Raw genomic sequence first — 25,245 nt, 5'->3', positions numbered from 1 at the left:
GTTCTCCGTGGGGGGTGTTCAGGCGACGGGGGTGTGCAGGCTGGCCGGGGGTTCGGGGAAGCAGCGCGGGTCGTCCCACAGGAGCTGGACCTCCCGGGCCCAGTGCCGGCCCGGGTCGTCGGCGGCCTCCACCTCCTCCCGCAACGCCTGGATGAGACGGGGAAGTTCGGCGGACGAGGCGCCGTGCAGGTACGGGACGAGTCCGTCGAGGAAGGCGGTACCCGCGCAGGGCGTGCCGTGGTCGGCGCCGGTGCAGCCCGCGCGCGGCCAGAGGAGGACGGGGACCGGGGTGTTCAGACCCGCCTCGAAGTGGTCCGGCGCGGCGACGGGCGGGCTGGCGTACAGCGCCAGCTCGGCCTCCGTGTCCCGAAGCCGCTTACGCAGGCCGGCCGGGCGCTCCCGGTTGCCGCAGTCGACGCGGTGCACGGTCGGGGACGTGAGCCCGGTCCCCGACTTCTGCCACTTCTTGCCCAGTTGGTGTCGCAGGCGGGCGCTGCGGTGGCGGGACCGGTCCGCGACGACCAGGGGGTGGGCGCAGCCCAGGGGCGTGGAGTCGTCGGGACCGCACTCCCATTGGGCGACCGGCTCGTTCAGCCACTCACGCGGCAGTACGAACGTGATCAACTCGTCGGCCCCGGGGGCCAGGTGGGTGAACGCCTCGTCCACACACTCCTGGACGTAGGCCCGCACCCGGGCCCGGGGCAGCCGGATGGCGCCCACGGGCCGGCGCAGTCCGTCGCGGTACGCGGACACCTCGACCGTGACCTGGTCGGCGCCGGCGCCGCTGCGGTCCAGCTCGACCAGGATGGGGGACCAGGAGACCGCGGCGGAGGCAGGGGGAGCGGACAGCAGCTCCTCCAGCCGGTCGGCGAACCTCGTCACGGCGTCCGGGTCCTCGACCTCCAAGTGCACATACCCGGCCGCCGACCGCACGGAAGCGAAGCCGTCCGGGGGCAGTGGCGGGCCGAAGGGACCCACGGCGTCCAGGTACAGCCGGTCCGGGTCGCAGTCCAGACCGGCGTCCGCCGCCCGTCGCACCAGCCCGTACAGCCGCCTCGCCGCCTCGGGGGAGTCCCCGTGGGCCGGGACCAGCTCGCCGAAGCCCGGCCAGTGGCGGGCCAGTACCTCCGTGGGCAGCATCCGGGCGACCCGTACGCCGTGCTCACCGGCCACCTGCGCGATCATGCCGACCACCCTGCCGTCCGGGAGGGTGGCCGCGGCTCCGCTGAAGCCGTGCGTCAGCGGCTGCCCGTGTGCCGTGACGGCCTCCAGCTGCACCCACTCGCCGGCGATCCGGGTGGCGGACACGGCCCGGTACTCGGCCAGCTGCCCCTCGTCGTACCCGTCCGGGAACCCGTAGGCGACCAGGACCTGGGTGGCGAGGGCGAGTTCGATGCCCGGGGGAGCGAACCGGGCGGCGCTCAGCGGCACTTCATCGGCCAGTTCGAGCACGGCGAGGTCACCCGGGTCGGTCACGCCGCCCGCCCAGCCGCCGTACGCCGACACGGCCGCCGGCAGCACGCCGAGGTCCGGCCGGTTCGGGAACGACACCGTCAGCAGCCCCGGCTCGCTGTCCCGCACGACGTGCGCGCAGGTCAGCACCGTACGGGGGGCCACCAGAAAACCCGCCCCCGCGACCGCGCCCCGGTACTCGATCCGGGCGTGCCAGGCGTTCCTGCTCATGACCCGGGGGCCGGCTCCGGATCCGCCTCGGCAGCCGGTCTCGCGTCCTTCGAGGACCAGCTCAACTTCACCACCAGCTGCCCCTCCGCCGCCCCCTTGGCGATGACCGCCCCCGCCTCCGCGCTCAGCTTCACGCCGAACTCCAGCTCCACGGAGTCGGGCCGCAGTGTGCCGTCGCGGAAGACGCGGAGGGCGGACTGGGCCGCCGAGCGGACGCCGTCCAGGGTGCCCTCGAAGGTGCGGGCGGCCTGGGCCGCCGGGCCGCCGTTCTCGCCGCGGGAGACCAGCCGGGTGCCGCTCGCGCCGTCCGTGGCCTCCACCACGACGACGGCGCCGTCCTCCGTGGTGAATTCCATCAGCTTGTTCATGGCGTCCTACCCCCGTGTTCCTGATCGACGGCCAGGTCCATTGTTGCGGACGGGAAGTGAGGCTGTCCCCGGTTCGATTCGCGCCGCGCGTCGCCGGTGGCGGGAATCCGCCAGGACGCCTTTCCGCCACCGACGGTCAACACCCCTGCAACACAAGGCACATGACACTCGTCCCAGCACTCGACGCACTCGACACGAGAAGAGGCGTGGATGACCAGAGGACCAGTCAGACGCGGGGCGGCGCTGCTCGCGACGGGGCTCGTGATCGCCCTGTTGCCGACGGCCCCGGCGGTCGCGCAGCAGGCCGTCACCGCGGCTCGGCGCACTCCGGACGCCGCCACCACCGTCACCCTCGTCACCGGCGACCGGGTGACCGTCACCGACCTCGGGCAGGGGAGGAGGACGGTCGCCGTGCAGCGGCCCCGAGGGGCCACGGGTGCCGTACGGACGCAAGTGAGCAACGGCGACATCAGCGTCGTACCGGACGAGGCGCTGCCCCATCTGCGGGCCGGCACCCTGGACCGGCGGCTGTTCGACGTGAGCGGGCTGATCCGGCAGGGGCTGACCGACGCCAAGGCCGAAGCGCTGCCGTTGATCGTGACCTACGGGAAGGGAGCGCGGGCCGTCACCCCGGGCGGGGCGGAGCGGACCCGGACGCTGCCCAGCCTGCGGGGGGCCGCCGTCGAGGCGGAGCGGGGGCGTGCCTTCTGGCGGTCCTTCACGCTCCGCCACAGTGTCGGCAAGGTCTGGCTCGACGGACGGGTCAAGGCCGACATGGCCGAGAGCAACGCGCAGATCGGTACCCGGGCCGCCTGGGACGCGGGGCTCACCGGCAAGGGCGTCACGGTCGCCGTCCTCGACACCGGTGCCGACCTGAGCCACCCCGACCTGACCGACCGGGTCACCGCCACCAAGAGCTTCATCGACGGGCAGGAGGTCGCCGACCGCAACGGGCACGGCACCCACGTCACCTCCACCGTCGGCGGCAGCGGAGCCGCCTCGGACGGCAAGGAGAAGGGGGTCGCGCCCGAGGCCACCCTCGCCGTCGGCAAGGTGCTCAGCGACCAGGGCTCGGGCAGCGAGTCCCAGATCATCGCGGGCATGGAGTGGGCGGCGCGGGACGTGCACGCCCGGGTGATCTCCATGAGTCTGGGCTCGACCGAGGCCAGTGACGGCACCGACCCCATGGCCCAGGCGGTGAACACCCTCTCGAAGGAGACCGGCGCCCTCTTCGTCGTCGCCACAGGCAACACCGGCGCCCCGTCCTCCATCGGCTCGCCCGGCGCCGCCGACGCGGCCCTCACCGTCGGCGCGGTGGACTCCGCCGACCAGGCCGCCTACTTCACCAGCGCCGGACCCCGGTACGGCGACAACGCCCTGAAGCCGGACATCTCGGCGCCCGGCGTCGACATCCTCGCCGCCCGCTCCCAGCTCGTCCCCGGCAGCGGCTCCTACACCTCGATGAGCGGTACGTCCATGGCGACCCCGCATGTGGCGGGAGTGGCGGCCCTGCTCGCCCAGGAGCATCCCGACTGGACCGGCGCGCAGTTGAAGGACGCGCTGATGTCCAGCAGCCGGCAGCTCGACGCCTCCGCCTATCAACTGGGTGCGGGGCGGGTGAGCGTGCCCGACGCCGTGAAGGCCCACGTCACTGCCACCGGCAGCGCCGACCTCGGCTTCTACGGCTGGCCCTACGAGGCGAACCGGCCGGTCACCCGGACCCTCACCTACCGCAACTCGTCCGACGAGGACGTCCGGTTGAAGCTGTCCGTGCAGGGCGGGCCGGACGGCGCCGCCGCTCTCGCCGACTCCGCGCTCACCGTGCCCGCGCACGGCACCGCCTCCACCACCGTCACCGGTGACGGGTCGAAGGCGCCGGTCGGGGAGAGCAGCGGGCAGATCGTGGCCACCGGGCCGGACGGGACCGTGCTCGCGCACACCGTGTTCGGGCTGGTCAAGGAGGAGGAGCGGTACACGCTCACGGTGCGGGTGAAGGACCGCGACGGCGCGTCCACCGCCGCCGACCTCGCCGTGCAGCGGCTCGCCGCGGGCGAGGACGCCCAGCCCGCGCACGTCGGCGACTCCGGCACCCTGAAGCTGCGCCTGAAGCCGGGCACGTACAGCCTGGCCTCCTTCCTCGACGTGCGCGGCAGCCACGGCGCCGACTCGCTCGGCCTCGGCTTCCTCGCCGCCCCCGAGATCACCCTCGACCGGGACCGCGAGGTCACCCTGGACGGCAGGACGCTGCGGGAGGTCAGGGCCGATGTCGGCTGGCGCACCGAGACCCGTCAGCTGCTCATGGAGTACGACCGGACCGCGAACGGCGCCGACCTGTTCGGCGCGGTCCAGGTGCCCCTGACCTACGACAGCGTCTTCGCCGCGCCCACCGCGAAGGTCGCCCGGGGCGGCTTCGAGTACCGGACCGTGTGGCGGCTGGCCAAGCCGCTGCTCGAGGTCCAGGGGGTCGGCGAGGCGACCGTGCAGGCGGGCGGCACGCTGATCGAGGGGCGCACCAGGCTGCCGCTGGCCGACGTCGGGGACGGGCCGTTCACCGGGGTGGCGGGCAAGGCGGTGCTCGCGCACCTCGCCGACGGCGCCGACCCGGCCGCGCTGGCCCAGGCCGCCCAGGACGCGGGCGCCAAGGCGCTTTTCGTGACGGACGACGCCCCCGGCCGGCTGATGGCCTGGTGGGGCACGGACGACAACGCCGAACGGCCGCTGCAGATCGCCACCGTGAACAAGGCCGACGCGGCGCGGTTGCGGGCGGCGGGACACGTCGACATGGCCGGCACCCGTAACTCGCCCTACGTGTACGACCTGTCGGAGGGGCACCCGGGCGCGATCCCGGACCGGGACCTCACCTACGCCCCCTCGGGACACCGACTGGCCGCCGTGCACGTGAAGTTCCACGCGGCCCGGCCGGTGAGCGGCGGCGAGTTCCGGTACTCGATCACCGGCACCTTCCCGATCGGGCTCGGCTTCCAGGAGCGCGTCGACCTGCCCGCCGAACGGACCGACTACGTGTCCACCGGCCCCGGCCAGCTGTGGCACGAGTCCGTCACCGTCCGTGACGGGGCACTGGAGGAGCGCAGCGGTCTGGTGCGGTACGACGGCGGGTCGCGGCCGGAGCTGGACTGGTTCCGTCCGGTGTGGCACCCGTGGCTGGGCACCGGCCTGGGCTGGGGGCAGCAACGGGCCGGGAACCAGATCCAGTTGAACACCCCGGGCTGGGGCGACTCCGGGCCCGACCACACCGGCTTCGGCGACGTGTGGAGCGACGGCAGCGGGATGAGCCAGACCACCGCCGTCTACCTGGACGGCACGCTGGTCGACCGCCGCAAGAGCTCCGGTGTCTACGTGTGGGACGCGCCCGCCGACGAGCACACCTACAAGGTGGTCACCGACACCGCCCTGGACGCCGGCCAGTGGCAGCCCGCCACGAAGGGCCACACCGAGTGGACCTTCCGGTCCGCGGCCACCGCGGAGGACCGCTGGACCTACCTGCCGCTGATCAACCTCGCCTTCGACGTCGGCACCGACCTCGGGGGCAGGGTGCGCGGCGGACAGCGCGTCCCGGTCCGGATGGGCGCCGAGTACGTGGCGAAGGCGGCCGGCACCGGAACCCTCGGCGGCGGCCGGCTGGAGGTGTCGTACGGCGACGGCACGACCTGGCGGACGGTCCCCCTGAGCACCGGCCCGGGCGCCTCCTGGCGCGGCACGCTGACCGTGCCGCACGGCGCCGCCCATGTCTCCCTGCGGGCCTCGGCCCACGACGACAGGGGCGGCTCGGTGACCCAGGAGATCATCCGGGCGGTGGCCGTGCGGTAGCTCAGGGCCGGGGGCGGTCCGCGGTGTCGGTGATGTCGACGATGCCGCGGACCACCCCCAGCTCCACCAGGTCCTGGGGCCGGATGCGCAGCTGCGCCGCGGTCGCCTCCACCTCCCCGGGCGGGCGCTTGAGGATCGCCGCGGCGAGTTCCGGGGCGATCACCGAGAAGTAACTGTCCGGCGTGGCCCAGGTGTTGCCGGGAGCGGCCAGTGCGAGCGCCCCGCCGGAGCCGCCCTCGCCGATCACGAGGGTGGTGACCGGAACCCGGGCGGCGGCCACCGCCTCGAACACGCCGGCGATCGCGGCCCCGGCGCCCTGTCGCTCCGCCTCGGCGTCGTTGGCCGCACCCGGTGTGTCCACCAGCGTCAGCACCGGGATGTCGAGCCGGTCCGCGAGCCGGATCAGCCGGGCCGCGGTGCGGTATCCGGCGGGCCGGGTGGCCGCCCCGGTCTGCGCGGCGTACGCCACGGTGCGGCCGTCCCGCTCGCCGAACCCGCACAGCATGCCGTCGGGATCCGTACCGCCGCAGCGGTCGCCGCCGAGCGAGACCCGGTGGGTGAAATACGCGTCCAAGTAGGCCTGTGCGCGCGGGCGTTCGGGGGAGCGGGTGCGGCGGACGGCCTCCCAGCCGGTGGCCGGGAGGTCCGGGGCGCCGAGGGCCCGGGGGGCCGGGGCCTCCGCCGCCGGGGTGGTGAGCAGCCGCAGCCAGCGCCCCAGCGTCTCGCGCAGCTCCTCGGGGCGTACCACCGCGTCCGCCGACCCGACCGCCACCTGTGCCTCGGCCGTGTAGGCGGCCGGGTCCGCGTCCGGGGGCCGGACCCGGGAGCCCGCGAAGCCCACCTGGGCGCCCGGGAGCGCCAGGATCACATCGGCTCCGGCGCCGAGGGTGGCCCAGCCGCCGCCGGTCGTGGGGTCCCGCAGCACCGCGATCTGCGGCAGGCCCGCCTCCCGGGTGAGCACCGACTCGCGGGCCACGCGCTGCAGCTGGGTGAGCGCCAGCATGCCCTCCTGCATCCGGCTGCCGCCGGTGGCGACCAGTGGCACGACCGGGAGCCGGTGGGCGCGGGCGTGGTGGTAGGCCGCCTCCAGGCGGTCGCCGGTGCGTTCGCCCAGGGAACCGCCGAGGAAGCCGAACTCGAACGCGATCAGCACGGCCCGGGTACCCCCGACGCTCGCGGTGCCGCAGACGACGGACTCCTCCTCGCCGGTGCGCCCGGCGGCACGGGCGCGCGAGGCGTCGTAGCCCTCCCAGCCGAGCGGGCCGTCCGCCTGCGGTGCCCTTATCAGACCGGGGAGTTCAGCGAAGGCCGCCTCGTCCGCGACCAGGGCCAGGATCTCCCGCGCCGACAGCCGCTCAGGCATCGGCCACCAGCGCCCGCTTCATGATCTTCCCCATGTCGTTGCGGGGGAGCGCGTCCAGGTAGTGGACCACGCGCGGCCGCTTGTGCGGCGCCAGCCGGCCGGCCACATGTCCGGCCAACTCCTCGGCGGCGGGCGGTGCCTGCGGGTCCGCCGGGACGATCCACGCCACGATCCGCTCGCCCAGGTCCGCGTCCGGCTCCCCGGTGACCGCGGCCTCCCGCACCCCCGGATGCTCCAGCAGCGCGTTCTCGATCTCGCCCGCCCCGATCTTGTAGCCGCCGCTCTTGATCAGGTCGGTGGCCTTGCGGCCGACGATCCGGACGTATCCGTCGCTCTCCCGCACCGCCATGTCGCCGGTGCGGAACCAGCCGTCGGCGGTGAAGGCGGCGGCGGTCGCGTCGGGCCGGTTGAGGTACTCGGTGAACAGGTTCGGGCCGCGCACCTGGATCTCGCCGACGGTCTCCCCGTCCAGCGCGGCCACCTCCGTGCCGTCCTCCTCCACCAGCCGCAGCTCGACCCCGGGCAGCGGCACACCGACGGTCCCCGCACGGGCCTCCCCGTCGGCCCGCACGCTGGTGTTCATCAGGGTCTCCGTCATGCCGTAGCGCTCGATCACCCGCCGGCCGGTCGCGGCCGCGATCCGCTCGTGGTCGTGCACGGGCAGCGCGGCCGAGCCGGAGACCAGCAGCCGGGCCCCGGCCAGGGCCTTGGCCAGCTCCGGGTCGTCGGGAAGGGCCTCGGCGATGCGGTGGTACATCGTCGGCACCCCGAACAGCATGGTCGCGCCGGCGTTCAGCTCCCGGGCCACGCCCTCGGTGCCGAACCGCCCGAGGTGCCGCACCGAGCCGCCGCGCCGCAGCGGGCCGAGGACGCCCAGCACGAGCCCGTGCACATGGAACAGGGGCAGCCCGTGCACCAGTACGTCGTCCCCGGTCCACTGCCAGGCGTCGGCGAGCGCGTCCAGGGTCGCGGCGAGCGCCCGGCGCGGAATGACCGCACCCTTGGGCGGGCCGGTGGTGCCGGAGGTGTAGACGACCAGCGCCGGGTCACCGGCCGAGGCCCCCTCCTCCGGGACGGTGCCCGCCTCGGACGCGTCCACGTCGAGCCGGGCCAACTCCGCCAGTACTTCCGGAAGTTCCGCGCCCGGCGCCGCCAGGATCAGGTCCGGCGCGCTGTCGTGCACGATGTGCGCCAGCTCCTTCTCGCCCGACTTGGGGTTGAGCGGTACCGCGGCCACCCCGGCGAGCAGTGCGCCCGTCACCGCCACGGCGGTCTCCAGCTCCGGGGTCGCCCACACGGCCACCCGGCCTGCGCCGCGGATCCGCGTGGCGAGCGCGCCCGCCGCGCCCGCGAGCCCGCCGTACGTCAACGACCGTTCGCCGAACCGCAGGGCGACCCTCCCCCAGACTTCGTCCGGGGGGACCCCCATCTCGCTTCGCTCGCCGGGACCGTCCGCCAGGGCGGGAAAGAGGGAGGACACGCGGCGCACTCCTTGGCTGTCGGAAAAGCTCGCGGAAAGGCTCTCGGAAAAGCTCTCGGCACCCTTCCTACACCAGGAGTCTCGTCCCCACGACCGTGCTCAGGTCGGGTGCGAGCCGCAGTTCCGTCGCGCGGAGGGCGGGATGCTCCAGCCAGTGCAGCCGGGCGAGGTCGGGCCCGCCCTCGTGCAGCGGTGGCCAACCGGTCGCCGGGGTGAAGTCGTCGACGACGACCGTCCCGCCCGGCGCGAGCAGCCGCTCGACGTCGGCGGGCGCGTCCCCGGGCACCTTGCCCTGCCCGCCGCCGTCGAGCACGAGGAGGTCGAAGGGGGCGTGCTCCTCGATGCGCCGCCAGTCGCCGCTCAGCACACGGACGCCGGGGCGGCCGGCGAAGGCCTCGGCCGCCGATCGCGCCCGCTGCGGGTCCCGCTCCACGCTGTACAGCCGCACGCCGGGCCCCGCCCCCGAGGCCAGCCAGGCCAGGCCGACGCCCAGCCCCGTCCCCGTCTCCCCGATCCGGGCCCGGGCACCGCCCGCCAGGGCGTGCAGCAGACGGCCCTGTTCGGGGCGGCAGGAGTGGGGGAAGCCGGAGGCCCGGGCGGCGGTCAGGGCGCGTTGCACCAGGGGCGGGACGTCGTCCGTGCCGGTGTACGCGTCAGTGCCGAGAATCGCCATACAGCCACTTCTACCCGACGGACACGGGTGGCCGGGTGGGCTGAACGACATCAGCGACGACACAGCTCACGTTGTCGGGGCCGCCGGCCGCATTGGCCTCCGCGATCAGCGCGGGAACGGCATCCTCGAGAGCGAGCAGCTCCTTGATCCGGGAGTCGGGGACAACGCCGGTCAACCCGTCGGAGCACAACAGGTACCGGTCACCGGCGCGAGCCTCCCGCAGCCGCAGGTCCGGATCCGGCGCCGCACCGATGCCGAGAGCCTTCAGCAGCAGAGCCCGCTGCGGATGGCTCTCCGCCTCCTCCGGCGTCAGGCGTCCCTCGTCGATCAGGGACTGCACGACACTGTGGTCGTGGGTGATGCGGAACAGTTCCCCGTCCCGCAGCAGATAGGCCCGTGAGTCCCCGATGTGCACGAGCGCCAGCTTCGTTCCGGTCCACAGCAGTGCGGTCAGCGTGGTGCCGACGTCCTCGCCTTCGCCCGCCAGGTCCTGGACGGCCTCACCGGCGGAGCGCACCGCGTCGTCCAGCAGGTTCAGCACACTCCCCGCCGTCGGCTCCTCGCCCTCGTCCAGGAACCTGAGAGCCTCCACGGCCGCGCCGCTCGCGGTAGCCCCCGCCGGCCCGAACCCGTCGGCCACGGCGAGCAGCCTGCGGCCCGCGTACACCGTGTCCTGGTTGGCCGGGCGGACCTGCCCACGGTCGGAGTGGGCGGAATAACGCAGTTCCAGCATGGTGGTGTGATCCCTTCTCGATTCACCGGTCAGCTGGTCGACGAGGAACGCGGCGAGATCCCGCCGTGCGGCCGTCTCCGCCTCGACCCGCGCCCAGTACGCCCGGATCTCCGCCGCGGCATCCGGCGGGTCCAGCGCGCACACGGCGCGGATCTCGGCCAGCGGCATGCCCAGCCGCCGCAGCCAGGCCACGAGCCGGGCCTGCCGAAGCTGCCCGGCGGCGTAGTACCGGTACCCGGTGCCGGGGTCGACCCGGGCCGGCCGCAGCAACTCCAGCTGGTCGTACAGCCGCAGCGCCTTGGGCGACAGCCGGCTCGCCCTGGCGAAGGCACCGATCGTCAGCAGTTCCATGAGGCTCCTCGCGTTCCCCGTCTTCCACCACCGATGCTGGGGCTTCACCAAAGGTGAAGGTCAAATGCGCTGTCGTGGTTCCACCGCCGCTTGTTAGCCTCACAGCCGATCGAACCGTCGCACGACAGGGAGCCCGCCGTGCCCCGAATAGCGCTCGCCACCTACGACCCCGGAGCCGAGCCGACCAAGGACAGCGACCTGCCGGTGCTGGTGCGGGCGCTGACGGACGCCGGGGCCGAGGCGGAGGCCCGGCACTGGGACGACCCGGACGCCGACTGGGGCGCCTACGACCTGGTCGTCATCCGGTCGACCTGGGACTACAGCTGGCGCGCCGAGGAGTTCGGGGCGTGGGTGGAGCGGGTCGGCGCCGTGACGCGTCTGGCCAATCCGCCCGCCGTGGTGCGCTGGAACTCCGACAAGCGCTACCTCGGCGAGCTGGCGGCGGCCGGTGTGCCGACCGTGCCCACGCGCTACATCGCTCCCGGCGAGCCCGCCGACCTGCCCGCCGGCCACGAGTACGTGATCAAGCCGACCTCCGGCGCGGGGGCCCGGTTCGCCGCCCGCTACACCCCCGCCGAGCACGAGACGGCCGTACGACAGCTGGCGCGGATGCACGCGGAGGGCTTCACCGCGATGGTGCAGCCGTATGTGCGGAACATCGACGTCAGCGGGGAGCGGGCGCTGCAGTTCTTCGGCGGCGGCCTCCTGCACGCCAGCCGCAAGGGCGCCGTCCTGTCCTCCGGCACCCCGTACGACGCCGACAAGGTCGCCCACCCCGATCTGGAGCCCTGGCAGCCCACGGACGAGGAACTCGCCGTGGCCGAGAAGGCGTTGACGGCCGTACCCGGCGCACCGGGGCTGCTGTACGCGCGCGTGGACCTCGTGGACGGGGAGGACGGGCAGCCGCGAGTCATGGAGCTGGAGCTGGTCGAGCCCAACCTGTTCCTGTTCCTGCACCCGGCCTCGCTGGCCCGCGTCACGGAAGCGATCCTGGCGGCGGCCGCGATGGCCTAGGGGCCGTTCGGCGCACCGGGCCCCGGGCGGCCTACGCAGACCCGACCGTGGCCCGGCAGGCCTCGGCGTACGCCCGGACCAGGGGTCGTCCCCCGTCCTCGCGGCGCCAGGCCAGGGCGTAGCGGCTGGGGCCGATGCCCCGGACCGGGCGGGTGGTGACGCCGCCCAGGGTGATCAGCGGGTTCGTCGCGGGCGGCGACGGTACGCAGCCCGGTGACCCGGCCAAGGCGGCGGCCCTCATTCTGGCCGCGCTGGAGGCGGAGCGGACCCCGCTGCGGCTGCCGCTCGGCGACGACGGGGTGAGCGCCGTCCTGACCCACCTCGACCAGGTCCGCGAAGACGTCACGGCCTGGGAGAAGCAGGCCAGGGCGACGGCCTTCGACGCGTAGGTCCCCCGGGGACCCGCTACGTGCGGATCGCGGTCCGCTGGAGCAGACCCCAGGTGAACTCGGCGACGACCTCGTGCGGTACGCCGTCCCGGTCCGGGGCGGTGAAGGCCAGCCCCCAGCGGGTGGGGGCCGTGCCCTCCAGCGGGCGGGCGGGGGCGAAGGCGCGGGCGGCCTCGTCCACCGTGCAGGACCACGGGGCGAGGTCGTCCAGGGTGCGCAGTGCCGGGGCCGGGGCGCCCGGCGCGCGTACCAGCCACTCGTTCCAGACCGCACCGTCGGGGGAGACCAGCACCTCGAAGCGCAGACCGGGCCAGAGGGGCAGCGCCCACTGCCGGGCCTCGCAGTCGACGTCACCGAGGCGGCGCCGGACGACGGCCTCGGGCTCCCCGAGGACCGAGCGGTACCGGGCGGCCGCGGACCGCGACCTCGGCGACCGGACCATCGCCTGCCACCGCTTGTTGGTCTCCCGCATGTCCGCGAGCGACGCGCCGAGCGTGCGCCGGGCGTCCTCGACCAGGTCCGGGTTGTGGTCCGCCATGCGGCGCAGCAGCACCAGCTGGAAGTCGAGTTGCATGGACCCATGGTGCCCGGCTCGTTCCCGGCCATTGCCCACGCACCCGGCGATGACTAGCCTATGTTCGTCATGCCGATCGCCTGTTGAAATCTCGAACATAGGCGCTTAGACCCAAGGGAGGGGGCCGGACGTGGGACGCCTCGTGCCTGCCGTAACCCGGGCTCTCGACATTCTTGAGCTGTTCCTGGACGGGGACGGGACGCTCTCCGCCCCCGACATCGTGCGCAAGCTGCAGCTGCCGCGCACCACCGTGCACGAGCTGGTCACCACGCTCGCCGCACGCTCGTACATCGTGCAGGTGCCGGGACAGCCCGGACGGTACCGGCTCGGCGTACGCCCGTACCAGCTCGGCAGCCGCTACGCCGAGCAGCTCGACCTCGCGGCCGAGGGCCAGCAGGTGGCCCGCTCGGTCGCGGAGACCTGCGACGAGACGGTCCACGTGGCCATCCTCGAGGGCACCGACGTGATCTACATCGCCAAGGTCGATTCCACGCACGCCGTGCGCATGGTCTCGGCCGCCGGCCGCCGGCTGCCCGCCCACTGCACCTCCGTCGGCAAGATGCTGCTGGCCTCGCTGCCGGAGCAGGAGCTGGCGGCGCGGATCCCGGACGGCGCCGAGCTGACCGCGATGACGCCCAACAGCATCACCGATCCGGCCGCGCTGCGCGAGGCCCTTGCGGAGATCCGGCAGCGGGGCATCGCGGTGGAGAGCCGCGAGTCCAACCCGGACGTGTCGTGCGTGGCCGCCCCCGTGCGTGACCGCACGGGCCACGTGGTCGCCGCCCTCTCCGTCTCGGTCCCCATGATCCGCTGGAGCGACGAGCGGATGGCCGAGCTGGAGGAGCTGGTCGTGAAGGGCGCGGCGGAGCTGTCGGAGCGGCTCGGCCACCGGGGCGTGGCGTGACGTCGTACGAGGTCGCCGTGCGGGCGGAGGCGGCGCTCGGCGAGGGCCCCACCTGGGACCCGGCAACGGGCCGTCTCATCTGGGTCGACGTCCTGGGCATGCGTGTCCACACCTACGACCCCTCCTCCGGCCGCCGCACGATCCGTACGACGGAACAGCACGTCGGAGCGGCGAAACCCCGCGCGGGCGGCGGCCTGGCGCTGAACCTGCGCGACGGCGTCGGGCTCCTCGACCCCGACGACACCTTCCGCTGGCTCCACCACGAGCCGGTCCCCGGCCGCCGCGCGAACGACGCGGCCGTCGCTCCCGACGGGTCCCTGTGGGCGGGCACGATGCGCTACGACGAGGCGACGGGGGGCGGCACGCTGTCCCGCCTCACCGGCGCCGGGGAGACACGGCTCGCCCTCCCCGGCGTCACCGTCAGCAACGGCACCGGCTGGAGCCCGGACGGCCGCCTCATGTACTACGCCGACACCCCGACCCGGCGCGTGGACGTCTTCGACCACGACACCGAGGGCATCCGCAACCGGCGCACGCTGGTCGAGATCGAGCAGGGCGCCGGCTTCCCCGACGGCCTGACGGTCGACGCGGAGGGCTGCGTGTGGGTGGCGCTCTGGGACGGGGGAGCGGTCCGCCGCTACACGCCGTCCGGCGACCTGGACCGTGTACTCACCCTGCCCACCCCGCGTACGACGGCCTGCACGTTCGGCGGCCCGGACCTGACCGACCTGTACATCACGACAGCGCGCACGGGACTGTCGGCACCGCACCCGATGTCGGGCTCGGTACTGGTGATTCAGGGCGCGGGCGAGGGCCTGCCCCAACCGGCGTTCGAGGGCTGACGCCGCTGCCGCCCCGCGGCTGAGGACGCGTCAGGCGTTGGTGCCGACGTGGGCGGTCTGCGTTCAGTCGTGTACGGCAACGCTCCTGGCCGGGACGGCCGCACGCGCGCGGACCGCCTCGATCTCGTGGCTGTGGCGGAGGATCCGGGAGACGACCCCGATCTCCCGGAGCAGGCTCGTGGTGTCGGGCCCGGCGGCCGCGTCGGCCGGCTCGGGGGCACGGCCCTTCGCCTGGATCGCGTCGAGGATGCCCACCGCGGCCGCCAGTGCCCGAGCCCGCTCGGGCGGGTGCCCGAGGCCGAGGGCGGCGTCGTACGACCGCCTGCCCAGGCCGGTGTCGATGTGCCGGGCCAGCGACAGCAGAACATCCCGGATGAACGTCTCGCGCCGGGTCAGCCGCAGCTCGGGCGTGGCTCGCAGCACGAACGGCACGCCTCCCCCGCTCACGGACCGCATCAGCCGGTACAGCGGCCGCAGTTCGCGGTGGGCGAGCCGCACCCGCCAGCGGTCGTGCAGGTATTGGCCGGCGTGCGGCAGGACGAAGCCGACCGCGACGAGGATGGCGGACAGTGAGGCGACCGGTGGGGCGAGATTGGTGCTCAGCCAGTCCAGGTCCTGACCCCACCAGCGTGCGAAGACGGCAGTCAGCTTGGACACGTTGAAGATGAGGTTGAGGACGTAGCCGACGCCCAGGAGCTTCAGGCCCCAGCGCAGCCAGCCGTCCAGTCCCTCGGCGCGCACCCAGTTCCAGATCTGCTGGGACGTGATCAGGACGGCGACGGCGTGCGCCACCAGGTAGAGCAGGATCTCCTCGCGCATGAACGGGGTGGTGGCGTAGTACGTGTCCAGGTCCCGCAGCCGCTCCTCGGGCACGTCGGCGAGCAGGAACAGCACCCACAACGCGACGATCACCCCGGAGTACACCGAGATCACCCAGCGCACCGCACGCCGGGTGGCGGCCGAGCGGTCGGACGGGCCGTTGCGCCAGGTGATGATCAGCAGCAGGCAGGAGCCGCACATTGCGGTGATGAGTGAATAGCACCAGGGTGCGGAGATGTTGGGCACGCCGGTCAGCCGGTTGACCCGGGCGATGGTGGACGGCGCGCAGAACACGAAGACCGCACATGCGAGCAGCAGCACTCCGCCGACCCCGCGCAGCAGCGGGTCCCGCCATAACCGGATGATCGTGGGCAGCTTGAACACCAGGGCGGCGGTGAGCACCGCGGTGGGGATCCAGAAGGAGATGTAGAACTCGTCGAGGAGGCGTGAGGGGTCCAGCGCCAGCGCGGTCACCGCGTGACTCCTCCACGACCGCGATAGCCGAGGGAGCGTTGGACCCGCTGAACGGGATCGAGCGGCGCCTTGGTGCCCGGACCGCTGAGAAAGGACCGGAACAGCGTGGCCAGGCGGTGGCCGAAGTCGTCGGCCTCGGCCTCGTCCGCCTCGCGGGAGCCGTTGCGGGCGGCGACCGTCAGGGCCATGTCGCGCCAGCGGTGCTCGCCCGCGAGTGCGCGGGCCGCCGCGGCCCCGGCCAGGTGGTGGTGCCGGTGTCCGGCGTGCAGGTGCCACAACTCGTGGCCGAGTATCACCAGTTGCTGCAGGGCTTCGGCCCGTTCCTCCACGATGACCAGGTCGAAGTCCTGGAACTCCACCCACAGGCCGGTGACTTCGATCTCGTCCGGGAAGCGCTCGAAGCGCAGCTCCACCGGCCGTCCGGACCGCCGTACGGTCATCTCCTCGCACAGCGTCTGGCACAACTCGCGCACACCGTCGGGTGGTTGTGGCCGCGCGCGGACGGCGGTGGCGAGGCCGGCGGCCAGGGTGCGCATCGCCGGGCCCGAACGGGAGCCGCACAGCCATGCGGCCAGCCGCGCCGCCCCCTGCCGCGCACCCGCGATGGTCATCGGTCCCCCGTCTCGCCGCCGGTGTGCGGTTCGTCCGAGCGTACGCGCCTGGATGTGTCCGCGTCAGGTGATCGGACGACCGTCGTTCAACGCGGAACGACCACCTCCGCTCCCGTGACGAACGAAAGCCCGCGTACGGCCCATTGACGCGCAGGCGCATCGCTTCTACGGTCCCGTTCGAAGCCACGGTCGGTATTCGATATCCCGAACAGTGAATCGCAGACAACCCGACCCCGAAAGGCGCACATGCACCCCGCTCGATTCACCCTCGACCCCGCCTTCACCGTCGGCCAGGTCAACCCCCGCCTCTTCGGCTCCTTCGTGGAACACCTCGGCCGCTGTGTCTACACAGGCATCCACGAGCCGGACCACCCGACGGCGGACGAGGCAGGCCTGCGCACCGACGTGCTCGACCTGGTGCGCGAACTCGGAGTGACCACGATCCGCTACCCCGGCGGCAACTTCGTCTCCGGCTACAAGTGGGAGGACTCCGTCGGCCCGGTGGAGGACCGCCCCCGCCGCCTCGACCTCGCCTGGCACTCCACCGAGACCAACCGCTTCGGCCTCTCCGAATACATCGCGTTCGTGAGGAAGCTCGGCCCCCGGGCCGAACCCATGATGGCCGTCAACCTGGGCACCCGCTCGGTCGCCGAGGCCCTCGAACTCCAGGAGTACGCCAACCACTCCGGCGGCACGGCGCTCTCCGACCTCCGGGCGGCCCACGGCGACAAGGACCCCTTCGGCATCAGGCTCTGGTGCCTCGGCAACGAGATGGACGGCCCCTGGCAGACCGGCCACAAGACGGCCGAGGAGTACGGCCGGGCCGCCGCCGAGACGGCCCGGGCCATGCGCCGGATCGACCCGTCCGTGGAACTGGTGGTCTGCGGCTCCTCCAGCCAGTCCATGCCCACCTTCGCCGCCTGGGAGGCGACCGTCCTGCAGGAGACGTACGAGCTGGTCGACCACATCTCCCTGCACGCCTACTACGAGCCGGTCGACGGCGACCTGGACTCCTTCCTCGCCTCCGCCGTCGACATGGAGTCCTTCATCGAGAACGTGGTGGCGACGGCCGACCACGTGGGCGCCCGTCTCAAGTCCAAGAAGAGGATCAACCTCTCCTTCGACGAGTGGAACGTCTGGTACCTCTCGCGCTGGGAGGAGTACGCGAGGACCATCGACCGGACCGGCTGGCCGGAGGCCCCCCGCCTGCTGGAGGACAACTACAGCGTCACCGACGCCGTCGTCCTCGGCTCCCTGCTCATCGCCCTGCTCCGGCACGCCGACCGCGTCACCGTCGCCTGTCTCGCGCAGCTGGTCAACGTGATCGCGCCGATCATGACCGAGCCGGGCGGTCCGGCCTGGCGGCAGACGACGTTCTTCCCGTTCGCGCAGGCCTCCCGGCACGGCCGCGGCGAGGTCCTCGACGTCCGCGTGGACTCGCCGACGTACGGGACGCGCAAGTACGGCGAGACGGACCTGCTGCACGCCACCGCGGTCCGCGCGGCCGACGGCACGGTCACCGTCTTCGCCGTGAACCGCGGCCGCAGCGAGCCGCTCCCGCTCGAAGTCGCCCTGAACGGCCTCGACCTGACCTCCGTCGTCGAGCACAGCGCGCTCGCGGACGCCGACCCTGACGCCCGCAACACCCTGGACGACCCCGACCGGGTCACCCCGCACCCGGTCGAGGGCACCGCCCTGCGGGCCGGCACCCTCACCGCCGTGCTGGAGCCCCTGTCCTGGAACGTGATCAGGCTCGCCTGAGCGGTCTCAGCGGCCGGGGGAGAGCACCGGAGTCACCGGTGTCCCCCCGGTCGCCCGGCCCAGCAGGGTCAGCTGGACGTTCCCCGGGCCGGACAGCGTGGTGAACTCCGAGAGGACCGCCAGCGCCAGGGTGTTGGAGCCCCGGGTGCGCAGGATGCCGTTGGGCAGGACGAAGGTGTGCTGCGGGCCGACGTTGTTGATGTACTGGCCCATGTTCCAGCCGTTGAGGAAGATCTGCGCCCGGTAGGCCCGGTACGGGTCGTCCTGCAGGGTCAGACCGATCGAGGCGTCGATGTCGGCGGGCACCGACAGCCGGAAGCCGGTCCGGTACCAGGTCACCCCCTGGCGCCGCTCGGCCCGCGGGAAGGTGACCGCCTTCCAGCCGCGGTCGCGGAAGCCGGGCAGGTGCCAGCCCTCGCGCTCGCCGTACAGGCCGCCGTTGTTCAGCGGTCCGCGCACCGGGTCAGGTGCCGCCTCGCCCTGGATCCGCCAGGCCACCTTCGGCGATGCCCCCTTGAAGAGGGCGGCGGTGAGGCCGCGGGCCGCCTTGTGGGTGTCCAGCGCCTTGCCGTCCTGGTCGTGCTGCATGCGCCGGACCAGGACCGACAGCACGTGCCGGCCGGGCGAGCGCAGCCGTTCGTCCACCGGGAAGGCGGCGGTGGCGTCCCAACTACCCTTCCTGACCGTGGTGTTCTTGTCGGGCACCGGCATCCGGTGGGTGCCCAGCGGCTCCCCGTCCAGCCACGCCATCAGCAGGCCCTGGGTGCCCGTGGTGTAGGCGAGCGAGACCTCCTCGACGGCCGAGGAGTCGCTGAACGTGCCCCGGTACCAGACGTCCCCGTAGTGGAAGCCGTAGTCGTCGGCGAACAGCACCGGCTGCCCGTCCGGGACCGGAGTGACGCTGTACGAAGACGTCCTGTCCGCCTTCTTCCACGACGAGTCGTCGAAGCTGGGTCCGGCCTCCGGGTTCTCGGTCCGCATCCGCCAGCGGCCCAGCCGGGGCAGCACCACCTCCGGCGCGGAGGGCAGCATCCCGGTCGTCATCACGCTCTGGGACATGGTGATCCGGGTCGGCACCCTGCGCCCGTTCCACACCAGGCTCGTGATCCCGCGCGGCCCCCACACCTCCACGCTGGTCTCCCCGGTGACGTCACCCGTCAGGTGGACCTCGGAACCGCGCACCTCGGCGTGGCGCAGCAGCGAGGGGCCGTACACCAGCAGGGTGCCGGACGGGGTGTCGAACGGGAAGATGCGCACGGCGGTGGCGTCGTCGGCGAAGAGCAGCAGCAACGGGACGTCGCTCTCGCCCTTGGCGACCAGCACCCGGGTGAGACCGCCCTGCCCGAGGGGCGCGTTGACGTGCAGTTCGTTGCTGTCGTACGCCCAGGCGCCCTCCGGGTCGAGCCGGGTGACGAACGGTTCCTCCGGGCACTTCAGGACCAGGTCCGCCATGTCGTCGCGGCGGCCGGCGAACACGGCGATGTCCTGCCGCCCGGCCGTCACGCACAGCATGGGCTGGGCGGTGGAGTACTTCAGTGTCCGGTGGCCCAGGCGGAGTCCGGTGGTCAGCATGCGGGCATCGCGCGGGGGCACGGTGATCTTCAGGTTCCCCGCGTTGGTGGGCAGGTCGGTGGTGACCTGCTCGGTCCCGTCGTTGCGGGCCACGTACACATGGGTGCCGGTGTCCGGGTTGGACAGGTGGTAGACCTTCAGCCCCTCGGCCTTGACCTCCGCCGCCCGGTCCAGCCGGGCGAAGTCGGGCACGCGCTGCAGCAGATGCCCGAGCTGGTGCATCGGGGCGATCTTGTCGGTGACGTTGCGCGCCTCGTCGATCGCGGCCCCGTAGTCGTACGACGTGTAGACGACCGGTGCGGGCAGCCAGCCCCACGACGTGCCGCCGAACGTCATGTACACGTTGTGCAGGGTGATGCCGTTGGCGAGGTTGGTGAGGTAGAAGCGGCGCTCGTAGGCCGCGTCCCGGGTGCGCCGCGACTCGGCGTATCCCTTGCCGTCGAACCAGGAGCCGCCCCACGGGTCGAACCAGCCGCCCCCGAACTCGGGCATGAACCCGGGCGTGCGCGGCGAGGCGGTGGCCCCGCCGGTCGGTCCGCCGGGCCCGAAGGTGCCCCAGTCGGGCGGCGTCTGGGACGGCGACGGATACCCGTCGAACCCGTACAGCCAGCCGCCCTTCTCCCCGCCCGTGTCGAACGCGCCCGGGACCCAGTGGCCGTTCCTGCCCTTGTCGTTGTGGAAGAGCGGGACGTCGATCCCGTCGTGCCTGACCTTCTTGTACAGGTGGGACATGTAGTCCCGGCCGGTCGCCTCGGTGACGTGGGAGTCGTACTCGTTCTCGATCTGGTAGAGCAGGATCGTGCCCTTGCCCTGGGTGAACAGGTGCCGGCGGGCGATCCGGTTCACCTGGGTCAGCCACTCGTCGACGTGCGACAGATAGGTCGGGTCGGCGGTGCGGGCCGTGCCCTTGGTCGCTGTCAGCCAGCCAGGGAAGCCGCCGCCGTCGATCTCGGCGTTGATGTACGGGCCGGGCCGCAGGATGACGTACAGCCCGGTCTCGGCGGCCGTCCGCAGGAAGAGGTCGAGATCCCGGACCCCGGAGAAGTCGTACTTGCCGGGCGCGGGGGAGTGGTAGTTCCACGACACGTAGATGCTCACGGCGTTGTACCCGTGCGCCCGCATCTTCTGCAGCACGTCCCGCCACAGGGACGGGCTCGGCAGCCGGAAGGGATGCATCTCGCCGGACCATACGACCAGCCGCCGGCCGTCGACCAGCAGTGAGTAGTGGTCGTACCCGATGGTGTGATGCTCCCCGTCGGCGCGCGGCGGGGCGGGCGCCGGACCGGTCGGCACGCTGCGCGCCGCGTACGCCGAGGGCGCCCCGGGGCCGCCGCTTCCGCCCAGGGCGAAGCCGAGCGCGGCCGAGCCGGCCAGGGCACTGAAGGTACGTCTGCTGAGCGCCAAGGTGGATCCTCCCGGGCGATCTTACGGGGGCGCGGTCCGGCCATTCTCCATGGAGGTACGCCCCACAATGGACCTATGAGGATCTCGGCGCGGGCGGATTACGCGGTACGGGCGGTACTGGAGCTGGCCGTACGGGAGGGTGACACCCCGATGAAGGCCGAGGAAATCGCCGCTGTACAGGACATTCCGCACAAGTTCCTGGAGGGCATCCTGGGCGATCTCCGGCGGGCCGGGATCGTCGACAGCCGACGCGGCGGAGGCGGCGGCTACCGGCTCGCCCGGGCCGCGGCCGCGGTCACTGTGGCGGACGTCATCCGGGCGGTGGACGGTCCGATCGTGTCGGTACGCGGAGAACGCCCCACGGACCTGTCCTACACGGGCACCGCCCAGCCCCTCCTGCCGCTCTGGATCGCCCTCCGCGCCAACGTCCGCCGCATCCTGGAGGGCGTCACGATCGCCGACCTCGCGGCGGACGCGCTGCCCGAGCCGGTACGGGAGCTGGCGGCGGAGCCGGGGGCCTGGGAGAACCCGTAGCCACTCAGCCGATGGCGATGCGGGTCAGCCAGTAGTCCTTGGGCGCGATGACCTCCGTTCCGGAACTGGTGAGGGCGCTCTTGCCGCCCGCGTAGAAGCGGACGGAGCCGTCGGAGCGGATGGCCCAGATGTCGGGGATGGTGTCGCCGTTGGCACTCGGTGTGCCGATCAGGAGGGGGACGCTGCTGCTGAGCCAGCCCGAAGCGGCGTACTCGCCGTCGGCTCCCCCGGAGGAGTTCGCTGCGGAAGCGAGGGAGGTGAGGTCCACTCCGCCACTGTCGGCTGCGATGCCCTTGCGGAGCAGGAGCCGGCCGGAGACGTCGCTGCGGTAGAGGAGGTCGGTGATGCCGTCGCCGCTGATGTCCTGGGCGGTGACGAGGTCGCGGTCCTTCCAGGCGGAGGCGGAGAGCCGGATCGCCTGATCGATGGTGGCGCCGTGGTAGCCGGTGAAGGCCCACAGTTCGTCGTCGGTGCCGTTCTTGACGGTGGCGAAGAAGTCGGTGCGGCCGTCTCCGGTGGCGTCTCCGGCGCTGATGATCTGGGTGAAGTCGGCGGGGCTCGGGGCTCCGTCGGGCAGGAGGATCTCACGGCGCTTGTCGGCGTCGACGGCGCCGTAGCCGTCTCCGGGGTAGACCCAGAGTTTGCCGCCGACGCGTGCGACGAGGTCCTGGAGGCCGTCGCCGCCGTAGATGTCGCCGTTGTGGGTGATCAGGGCGCCTTTGAAGTGACCCGAGGGAAGTCCCGCGAACGGCGGCAGATCATCGCCGCTGGGGTCCTTGTCGGGGTTGGCGCGGTAGGCGCCGGGCATGGAGTAGGCCAGGTCGCCGGTCGGCTTGGTCAGGTCGTTCTTGTCGGCCTCGGACGGGTACAGGGCGAGGTTGCCGGCTTCGGTGACCGCGAAAAGGTCCGGCATGCCGTCACCGGTGAAGTCGCCGGCCTTGTCGGCCTGGTCCTTCGGGGTCACATAGAAGTAGTACTTCGTCGGCTCCGAGGGGTTGCCGGCGCTGTCGACGGTGCGGACGAAGAGCACGTTGGGCCCGGCAGCCGGGGGCTTGGCGTTGCTGATCGTGGCGCTGACGGAGGTGGCGGTGCCCGCCGTCCGGGCGACGGAGAAGGGGTAGCTGGAGGTGTTGAACCCGTACTCGTAACGCACGACGTCGGTGTTGAGGGCGCGGAAGGTGAAGGACCCGGGAGTGCCGAACTTCTTGACACTCCAGGTGGCGTCCTCACCGTCGTTGCCGAAGCCGTTGTCGCTGCCGTCGGCGTCCGGGAAGTCGGTGGAGCTGACCTTGGGCGGCTTGGGGGCTGCGGTGTCGAGGACGAACCGGCAGGGTGTCTTGGCCGGAGCGTAGGCGGACGAACTGTTGGCGTCGTCCCAGGCCCGCACACGCCAGGAGTAGACGGTGCCGTTGGTCAGGCTGCTGGTGGAGAACCTCGAAGTGGTCTTCAGCGCGGTTCCGGTGTCGGGGCCGACGGAGACATGGCCGGTCGATTTCAGCAGGTCGCCGGTGGTGTCCCACTTGCCCATGGGCCACAGGTCGAAGTCGAGGTAGTCGAGGTTCTTGTCCTTGTCCGTGGCCTTGGCCGTGAAGGTCAGGTCACCCGAGCCCATGCGCTGGTACGGCGTGGTCGTGGTGCATTTGGCATCCGGTCCCAGATCGAGGGAGCCGGAGACGATGCTGGGCCTGCGGTTGTAGATCAGCTCCAGCACGGGGGCGTTGTCGCCGTCGGCCTGGAACTTCTTCCACGCGTACTGGGAGTTCTCGTCGCGGGCGCGCAGTCCGAAGGTGATGGTGTCGTCGCCGTCGTCGGCGGCCTCCTGCGCGCCGCGCTTTACGTCGAAGGCCTCGTACGCGTCGTGGCAGCCGGATGCCTTCCAGCCGTGCGCGAAGCTCTTGGTGGCCAGTTTGTTGCCGTCATGGAGCTTGGGTGCGTTGCTCCAGTTGGTGTGCGAGTCGATCTCGCCGGTCAGGTGCACGCTCATGGAACGGTCGCTGCAGGACCAGGAGTAGGTCTCCAGCATGCGCAGCTTGGCACTGGTGATCTTGGTGCCTTTGAGGTCCTTGTCGAAGTCGATGTTGAAGTAGGACCGGGAGGTGCCCCAGGTGTCGGACTCGAAGCCGACGCGGGCTTCGTGGGAGCCGCCCTTGTTGAAGCCCTTGCCGTCGTAGAACGTGGCTTTGGGGAAGCGGTTGTATGCAGTGGTCCAGTGCTGGATGTGCTTCTTGACCGAAGGGTCGATGAACACGGGGTAGGTGGTGTCCGGGTTGGTCAGGAAGTCCTGGTCCGGGGTGAGGGTCCAGTTCCCTGCGGAGAGGTCTGCGTCGACCAGGGCTCCGCGCGAGTCGGGTGACGGGCCGTCCAGCGACGCCAGGCTCAGCGTGGCCGCCGTGCCTGTCTGTGAGGGGGCCGGGGACGGTTCCGGAGGCGCGGAAGGCAAGGGGGATTCGGACACCGAAGGCTCCGGACCGTCACTGGCGGGGGGCAGGGTCTCGACGTCGGTGTCGCTCTGCTCGTCGGACTCGGCCGGGTCTTCGGCAGTGGGGGAGGGGCTGTCGCTCGGGGTGGAGCCGGCCGAGTCCGTCGGGTCGGGCGTCTCGGGCTCGGTCGGCTGGGCGCTCGCGCCCACGGCGCTGTCTGTCACGGCCGGCGTGCCGCTGCTGTCCCACATCAGCGGGGTGGGCGACATGGCGACTTCGGCGCCGGAGGCGTCTTCGGCGCTGACGATGTCGGTGACCGGGTCGAGCCGGAAGGTGAGGTCTGCGGAGTGCAGTCCGTAGGCCAGCTGCTGCACATGCGGGTCGGATGCGGCCTGACGGTTTTTCAGCACGACGAGCTGGGCGAAGCCGTCGTCATCGGCGGTGAGTACGAGGTCGCCACCTGGAAAGATGTCCGGGTACAGCGCGCGGTTGCCGTCGATGATCGGGCTGGGGACGCTGCCCGGCCACGTGAGCTGGACGTCGTGGTCGCCAACGTGCAGGGTGACCAGCGGTGTTCCCGAGTCAGCCGCCGCGCCCTGCAGGAGGGAGACGCGGTGGACGGTGGAGCGGTCGGCGTGCTGTGCACCGCCGTCGCGGGAGCCGGCCGAGAAGATCACGCGGGTGTTGGTCGCCTTCGGCTCCCACCCGTCCTTGGTGCGGTGGAGCCCAGGGTCGATCGTCTTCCACTCACCACCCACCTTGGCGCGGATGGGGGACGAGTAGAGCCGCTTCTGCATGAGCCCGTCGGGGCGGGCCCAGGTGGTGGAGGAAGCGGTGCGGGCGGTGGTGACCTCGACGTTCTTGCCCGTCCGTTTCGCCTGTGTGAGGGCCGCATTCTCGCTGACGGTCACGGTGTGCCGTAGGTGATGACCGTCCGCGGGCGCCGCGTCGCTGTCCAGTCGCAGTCCCGCGTAGAGGATGCCGGACGTGGCCAGCAGGCTCGCGAGCAGCACAGCGCTGGTCCGATGGCCGGGCCTGCGGCGCCAGTTGGGTGTCATCGACCGGGATCCCCTTCCCCCTCGGGGCCGTCGCATGACAGCGCGCGGCCGGGCGAGCCGATGATGACCTATGGGGAACCTGTCGTCACCTTGTGAATGAATTGGGCGGGTGGGTCGAGAGAGCGCCGACCCTTCTACGCCGCGCAGACCGGCGCCCGAAACGGGAGGGCTGCGCTCGAGAGGCAAAGTGGGCAAAGGTCAACAATGCAAGTGAAATTGACGCCCTGTTTAGAGATCCACGTAATGCTATGGCCAATAATTCTCAAGAGTCCGACCAATCCCGCCTCAAGGGCTTTCCTCCGTTCAGGCCGTATTCGCTCTGTAGCGAGTCGTTACGCACCGTGACTACCCTCACATCGCCCCCTCGCCCCTGGCGTTTACTCACAGGTT

At 72.2% G+C, this 25,245-nt stretch carries 17 protein-coding genes and 2 pseudogenes; 7 read left to right on the top strand and 12 right to left on the bottom strand.

All coding sequences use genetic code 11. The annotated features are described in order from the left end of the window. Positions 1–18: 18 nt before the first annotated feature. Together AC07DS_RS03230 and AC07DS_RS03225 are read right to left on the bottom strand one after the other, a co-directional pair. A complete protein-coding gene (locus AC07DS_RS03230) occupies positions 19–1,683 on the bottom strand; it encodes a VMAP-C domain-containing protein (RefSeq protein WP_479142208.1) in 1,665 nt (554 codons plus the stop codon). Beyond that, positions 1,680–2,051, bottom strand: a complete 372-nt coding sequence (locus AC07DS_RS03225; RefSeq protein ID WP_479142206.1) for a CU044_2847 family protein — start codon at positions 2,049–2,051, stop codon at positions 1,680–1,682. Before AC07DS_RS03225 ends, AC07DS_RS03230 begins: the two co-directional genes overlap by 4 nt. 210 nt (positions 2,052–2,261) lie before the next feature. On the opposite strand from AC07DS_RS03225, the gene AC07DS_RS03220 reads away from it, so the two are divergent. Then, on the top strand, positions 2,262–5,879 hold the full coding sequence (locus AC07DS_RS03220; protein WP_479142205.1) for a S8 family serine peptidase: 3,618 nt from the start codon (positions 2,262–2,264) through the stop codon (positions 5,877–5,879). A 1-nt stretch (position 5,880) separates the two neighbouring features. Here the strand turns inward: AC07DS_RS03220 and AC07DS_RS03215 are convergent, their stop codons facing one another. The 4 genes from AC07DS_RS03215 to AC07DS_RS03200 all read right to left on the bottom strand — a co-directional run bounded on the left by AC07DS_RS03215 (position 5,881) and on the right by AC07DS_RS03200 (position 10,479). Next, positions 5,881–7,242, bottom strand: coding sequence for a carboxyl transferase domain-containing protein (locus tag AC07DS_RS03215; RefSeq protein ID WP_479142203.1), 1,362 nt, complete (start codon positions 7,240–7,242; stop codon positions 5,881–5,883). Continuing rightward, positions 7,235–8,722 carry an acyl-CoA synthetase gene (locus AC07DS_RS03210; protein WP_479142201.1) on the bottom strand — a complete coding sequence of 496 codons (1,488 nt, stop codon included), beginning with the start codon at positions 8,720–8,722 and terminating at the stop codon, positions 7,235–7,237. Before AC07DS_RS03210 ends, AC07DS_RS03215 begins: the two co-directional genes overlap by 8 nt. A 67-nt stretch (positions 8,723–8,789) precedes the next feature. Further along, positions 8,790–9,395 (bottom strand): O-methyltransferase, encoded by a 606-nt coding sequence (locus AC07DS_RS03205; RefSeq protein WP_479142199.1) that lies wholly within the window; start codon positions 9,393–9,395, stop codon positions 8,790–8,792. A gap of 10 nt (positions 9,396–9,405) precedes the next feature. Continuing rightward, entirely contained in the window at positions 9,406–10,479 is a 1,074-nt protein-coding gene (locus AC07DS_RS03200; RefSeq protein ID WP_479142197.1) for a MerR family transcriptional regulator, read from the bottom strand. Between the two features lie 138 nt (positions 10,480–10,617). Here AC07DS_RS03200 and AC07DS_RS03195 point away from each other — a divergent pair, with 138 nt between their 5' ends. After that, positions 10,618–11,493, top strand: coding sequence for an ATP-grasp domain-containing protein (locus AC07DS_RS03195; protein ID WP_479142195.1), 876 nt, complete (start codon positions 10,618–10,620; stop codon positions 11,491–11,493). Between the two features lie 31 nt (positions 11,494–11,524). On the opposite strand, the pseudogene AC07DS_RS03190 reads toward AC07DS_RS03195, so the two are convergent. Then, a pseudogene (locus tag AC07DS_RS03190) lies at positions 11,525–11,674 on the bottom strand (LysR family transcriptional regulator); the annotation flags it as partial. On the opposite strand from AC07DS_RS03190, the pseudogene AC07DS_RS03185 reads away from it, so the two are divergent. Continuing rightward, positions 11,673–11,882, top strand: a pseudogene (locus AC07DS_RS03185) (SDR family NAD(P)-dependent oxidoreductase); the annotation flags it as partial. The pseudogenes AC07DS_RS03190 and AC07DS_RS03185 overlap by 2 nt on opposite strands. A gap of 16 nt (positions 11,883–11,898) precedes the next feature. Here AC07DS_RS03185 and AC07DS_RS03180 read toward each other — a convergent pair. Continuing rightward, complete coding sequence (locus tag AC07DS_RS03180; protein WP_479142193.1) at positions 11,899–12,456, bottom strand: hypothetical protein; 558 nt, start codon at positions 12,454–12,456, stop codon at positions 11,899–11,901. Positions 12,457–12,586: 130 nt separating this feature from the next. Here AC07DS_RS03180 and AC07DS_RS03175 point away from each other — a divergent pair, with 130 nt between their 5' ends. Both AC07DS_RS03175 and AC07DS_RS03170 read left to right on the top strand, forming a co-directional pair. Then, positions 12,587–13,360, top strand: a complete 774-nt coding sequence (locus tag AC07DS_RS03175; protein ID WP_479142191.1) for an IclR family transcriptional regulator — start codon at positions 12,587–12,589, stop codon at positions 13,358–13,360. After that, on the top strand, positions 13,357–14,202 hold the full coding sequence (locus tag AC07DS_RS03170; RefSeq protein ID WP_479142190.1) for an SMP-30/gluconolactonase/LRE family protein: 846 nt from the start codon (positions 13,357–13,359) through the stop codon (positions 14,200–14,202). The genes AC07DS_RS03175 and AC07DS_RS03170 overlap by 4 nt, the downstream gene beginning before the upstream one ends. A gap of 63 nt (positions 14,203–14,265) precedes the next feature. Here AC07DS_RS03170 and AC07DS_RS03165 read toward each other — a convergent pair whose 3' ends face one another. Both AC07DS_RS03165 and AC07DS_RS03160 read right to left on the bottom strand, forming a co-directional pair. Then, positions 14,266–15,495, bottom strand: coding sequence for an MAB_1171c family putative transporter (locus AC07DS_RS03165; protein WP_479142189.1), 1,230 nt, complete (start codon positions 15,493–15,495; stop codon positions 14,266–14,268). Then, complete coding sequence (locus tag AC07DS_RS03160; protein WP_479142188.1) at positions 15,492–16,106, bottom strand: toxin-antitoxin system, toxin component family protein; 615 nt, start codon at positions 16,104–16,106, stop codon at positions 15,492–15,494. The genes AC07DS_RS03165 and AC07DS_RS03160 overlap by 4 nt, the downstream gene beginning before the upstream one ends. Positions 16,107–16,352: 246 nt before the next feature. Between AC07DS_RS03160 and arfA the strand changes: the two genes are divergently transcribed. Further along, a complete protein-coding gene (arfA, locus tag AC07DS_RS03155) occupies positions 16,353–17,867 on the top strand; it encodes an arabinosylfuranosidase ArfA (RefSeq protein ID WP_479142186.1) in 1,515 nt (504 codons plus the stop codon). Positions 17,868–17,873: 6 nt separating this feature from the next. Here arfA and AC07DS_RS03150 read toward each other — a convergent pair whose 3' ends face one another. Then, entirely contained in the window at positions 17,874–20,843 is a 2,970-nt protein-coding gene (locus AC07DS_RS03150) for a glycoside hydrolase family 35 protein (protein ID WP_479142184.1), read from the bottom strand. 75 nt (positions 20,844–20,918) lie between these two features. Here AC07DS_RS03150 and AC07DS_RS03145 point away from each other — a divergent pair, with 75 nt between their 5' ends. Further along, a complete protein-coding gene (locus AC07DS_RS03145) occupies positions 20,919–21,377 on the top strand; it encodes an RrF2 family transcriptional regulator (protein WP_479142183.1) in 459 nt (152 codons plus the stop codon). A gap of 4 nt (positions 21,378–21,381) precedes the next feature. Here the strand turns inward: AC07DS_RS03145 and AC07DS_RS03140 are convergent, their stop codons facing one another. Further along, positions 21,382–24,855: a DNRLRE domain-containing protein gene (locus AC07DS_RS03140; RefSeq protein ID WP_479142182.1), complete on the bottom strand. Its 3,474-nt coding sequence runs from the start codon at positions 24,853–24,855 to the stop codon at positions 21,382–21,384. Positions 24,856–25,245: the final 390 nt, after the last annotated feature.

The sequence above is a fragment of the Streptomyces sp. NPDC044064 genome, assembly GCF_056434245.1.
The sequence above is the reverse complement of the archived record's forward strand: the minus strand, read 5'-3'. Positions and strand labels throughout refer to the sequence as shown.

What these genes read in the sequence shown, in the direction of transcription:
- AC07DS_RS03200 (WP_479142197.1), bottom strand. Translation starts at nt 10,479, where the DNA reads ATGGAACTGCTGACGATCGGTGCCTTCGCCAGGGCGAGCCGGCTGTCG.
- AC07DS_RS03230 (WP_479142208.1), bottom strand. Translation starts at nt 1,683, where the DNA reads ATGAGCAGGAACGCCTGGCACGCCCGGATCGAGTACCGGGGCGCGGTC.
- arfA (WP_479142186.1), top strand. Translation starts at nt 16,353, where the DNA reads ATGCACCCCGCTCGATTCACCCTCGACCCCGCCTTCACCGTCGGCCAG.
- AC07DS_RS03140 (WP_479142182.1), bottom strand. Translation starts at nt 24,855, where the DNA reads ATGACACCCAACTGGCGCCGCAGGCCCGGCCATCGGACCAGCGCTGTG.
- AC07DS_RS03215 (WP_479142203.1), bottom strand. Translation starts at nt 7,242, where the DNA reads ATGCCTGAGCGGCTGTCGGCGCGGGAGATCCTGGCCCTGGTCGCGGAC.
- AC07DS_RS03145 (WP_479142183.1), top strand. Translation starts at nt 20,919, where the DNA reads ATGAGGATCTCGGCGCGGGCGGATTACGCGGTACGGGCGGTACTGGAG.
- AC07DS_RS03205 (WP_479142199.1), bottom strand. Translation starts at nt 9,395, where the DNA reads ATGGCGATTCTCGGCACTGACGCGTACACCGGCACGGACGACGTCCCG.
- AC07DS_RS03225 (WP_479142206.1), bottom strand. Translation starts at nt 2,051, where the DNA reads ATGAACAAGCTGATGGAATTCACCACGGAGGACGGCGCCGTCGTCGTG.
- AC07DS_RS03160 (WP_479142188.1), bottom strand. Translation starts at nt 16,106, where the DNA reads ATGACCATCGCGGGTGCGCGGCAGGGGGCGGCGCGGCTGGCCGCATGG.
- AC07DS_RS03220 (WP_479142205.1), top strand. Translation starts at nt 2,262, where the DNA reads ATGACCAGAGGACCAGTCAGACGCGGGGCGGCGCTGCTCGCGACGGGG.
- AC07DS_RS03180 (WP_479142193.1), bottom strand. Translation starts at nt 12,456, where the DNA reads ATGCAACTCGACTTCCAGCTGGTGCTGCTGCGCCGCATGGCGGACCAC.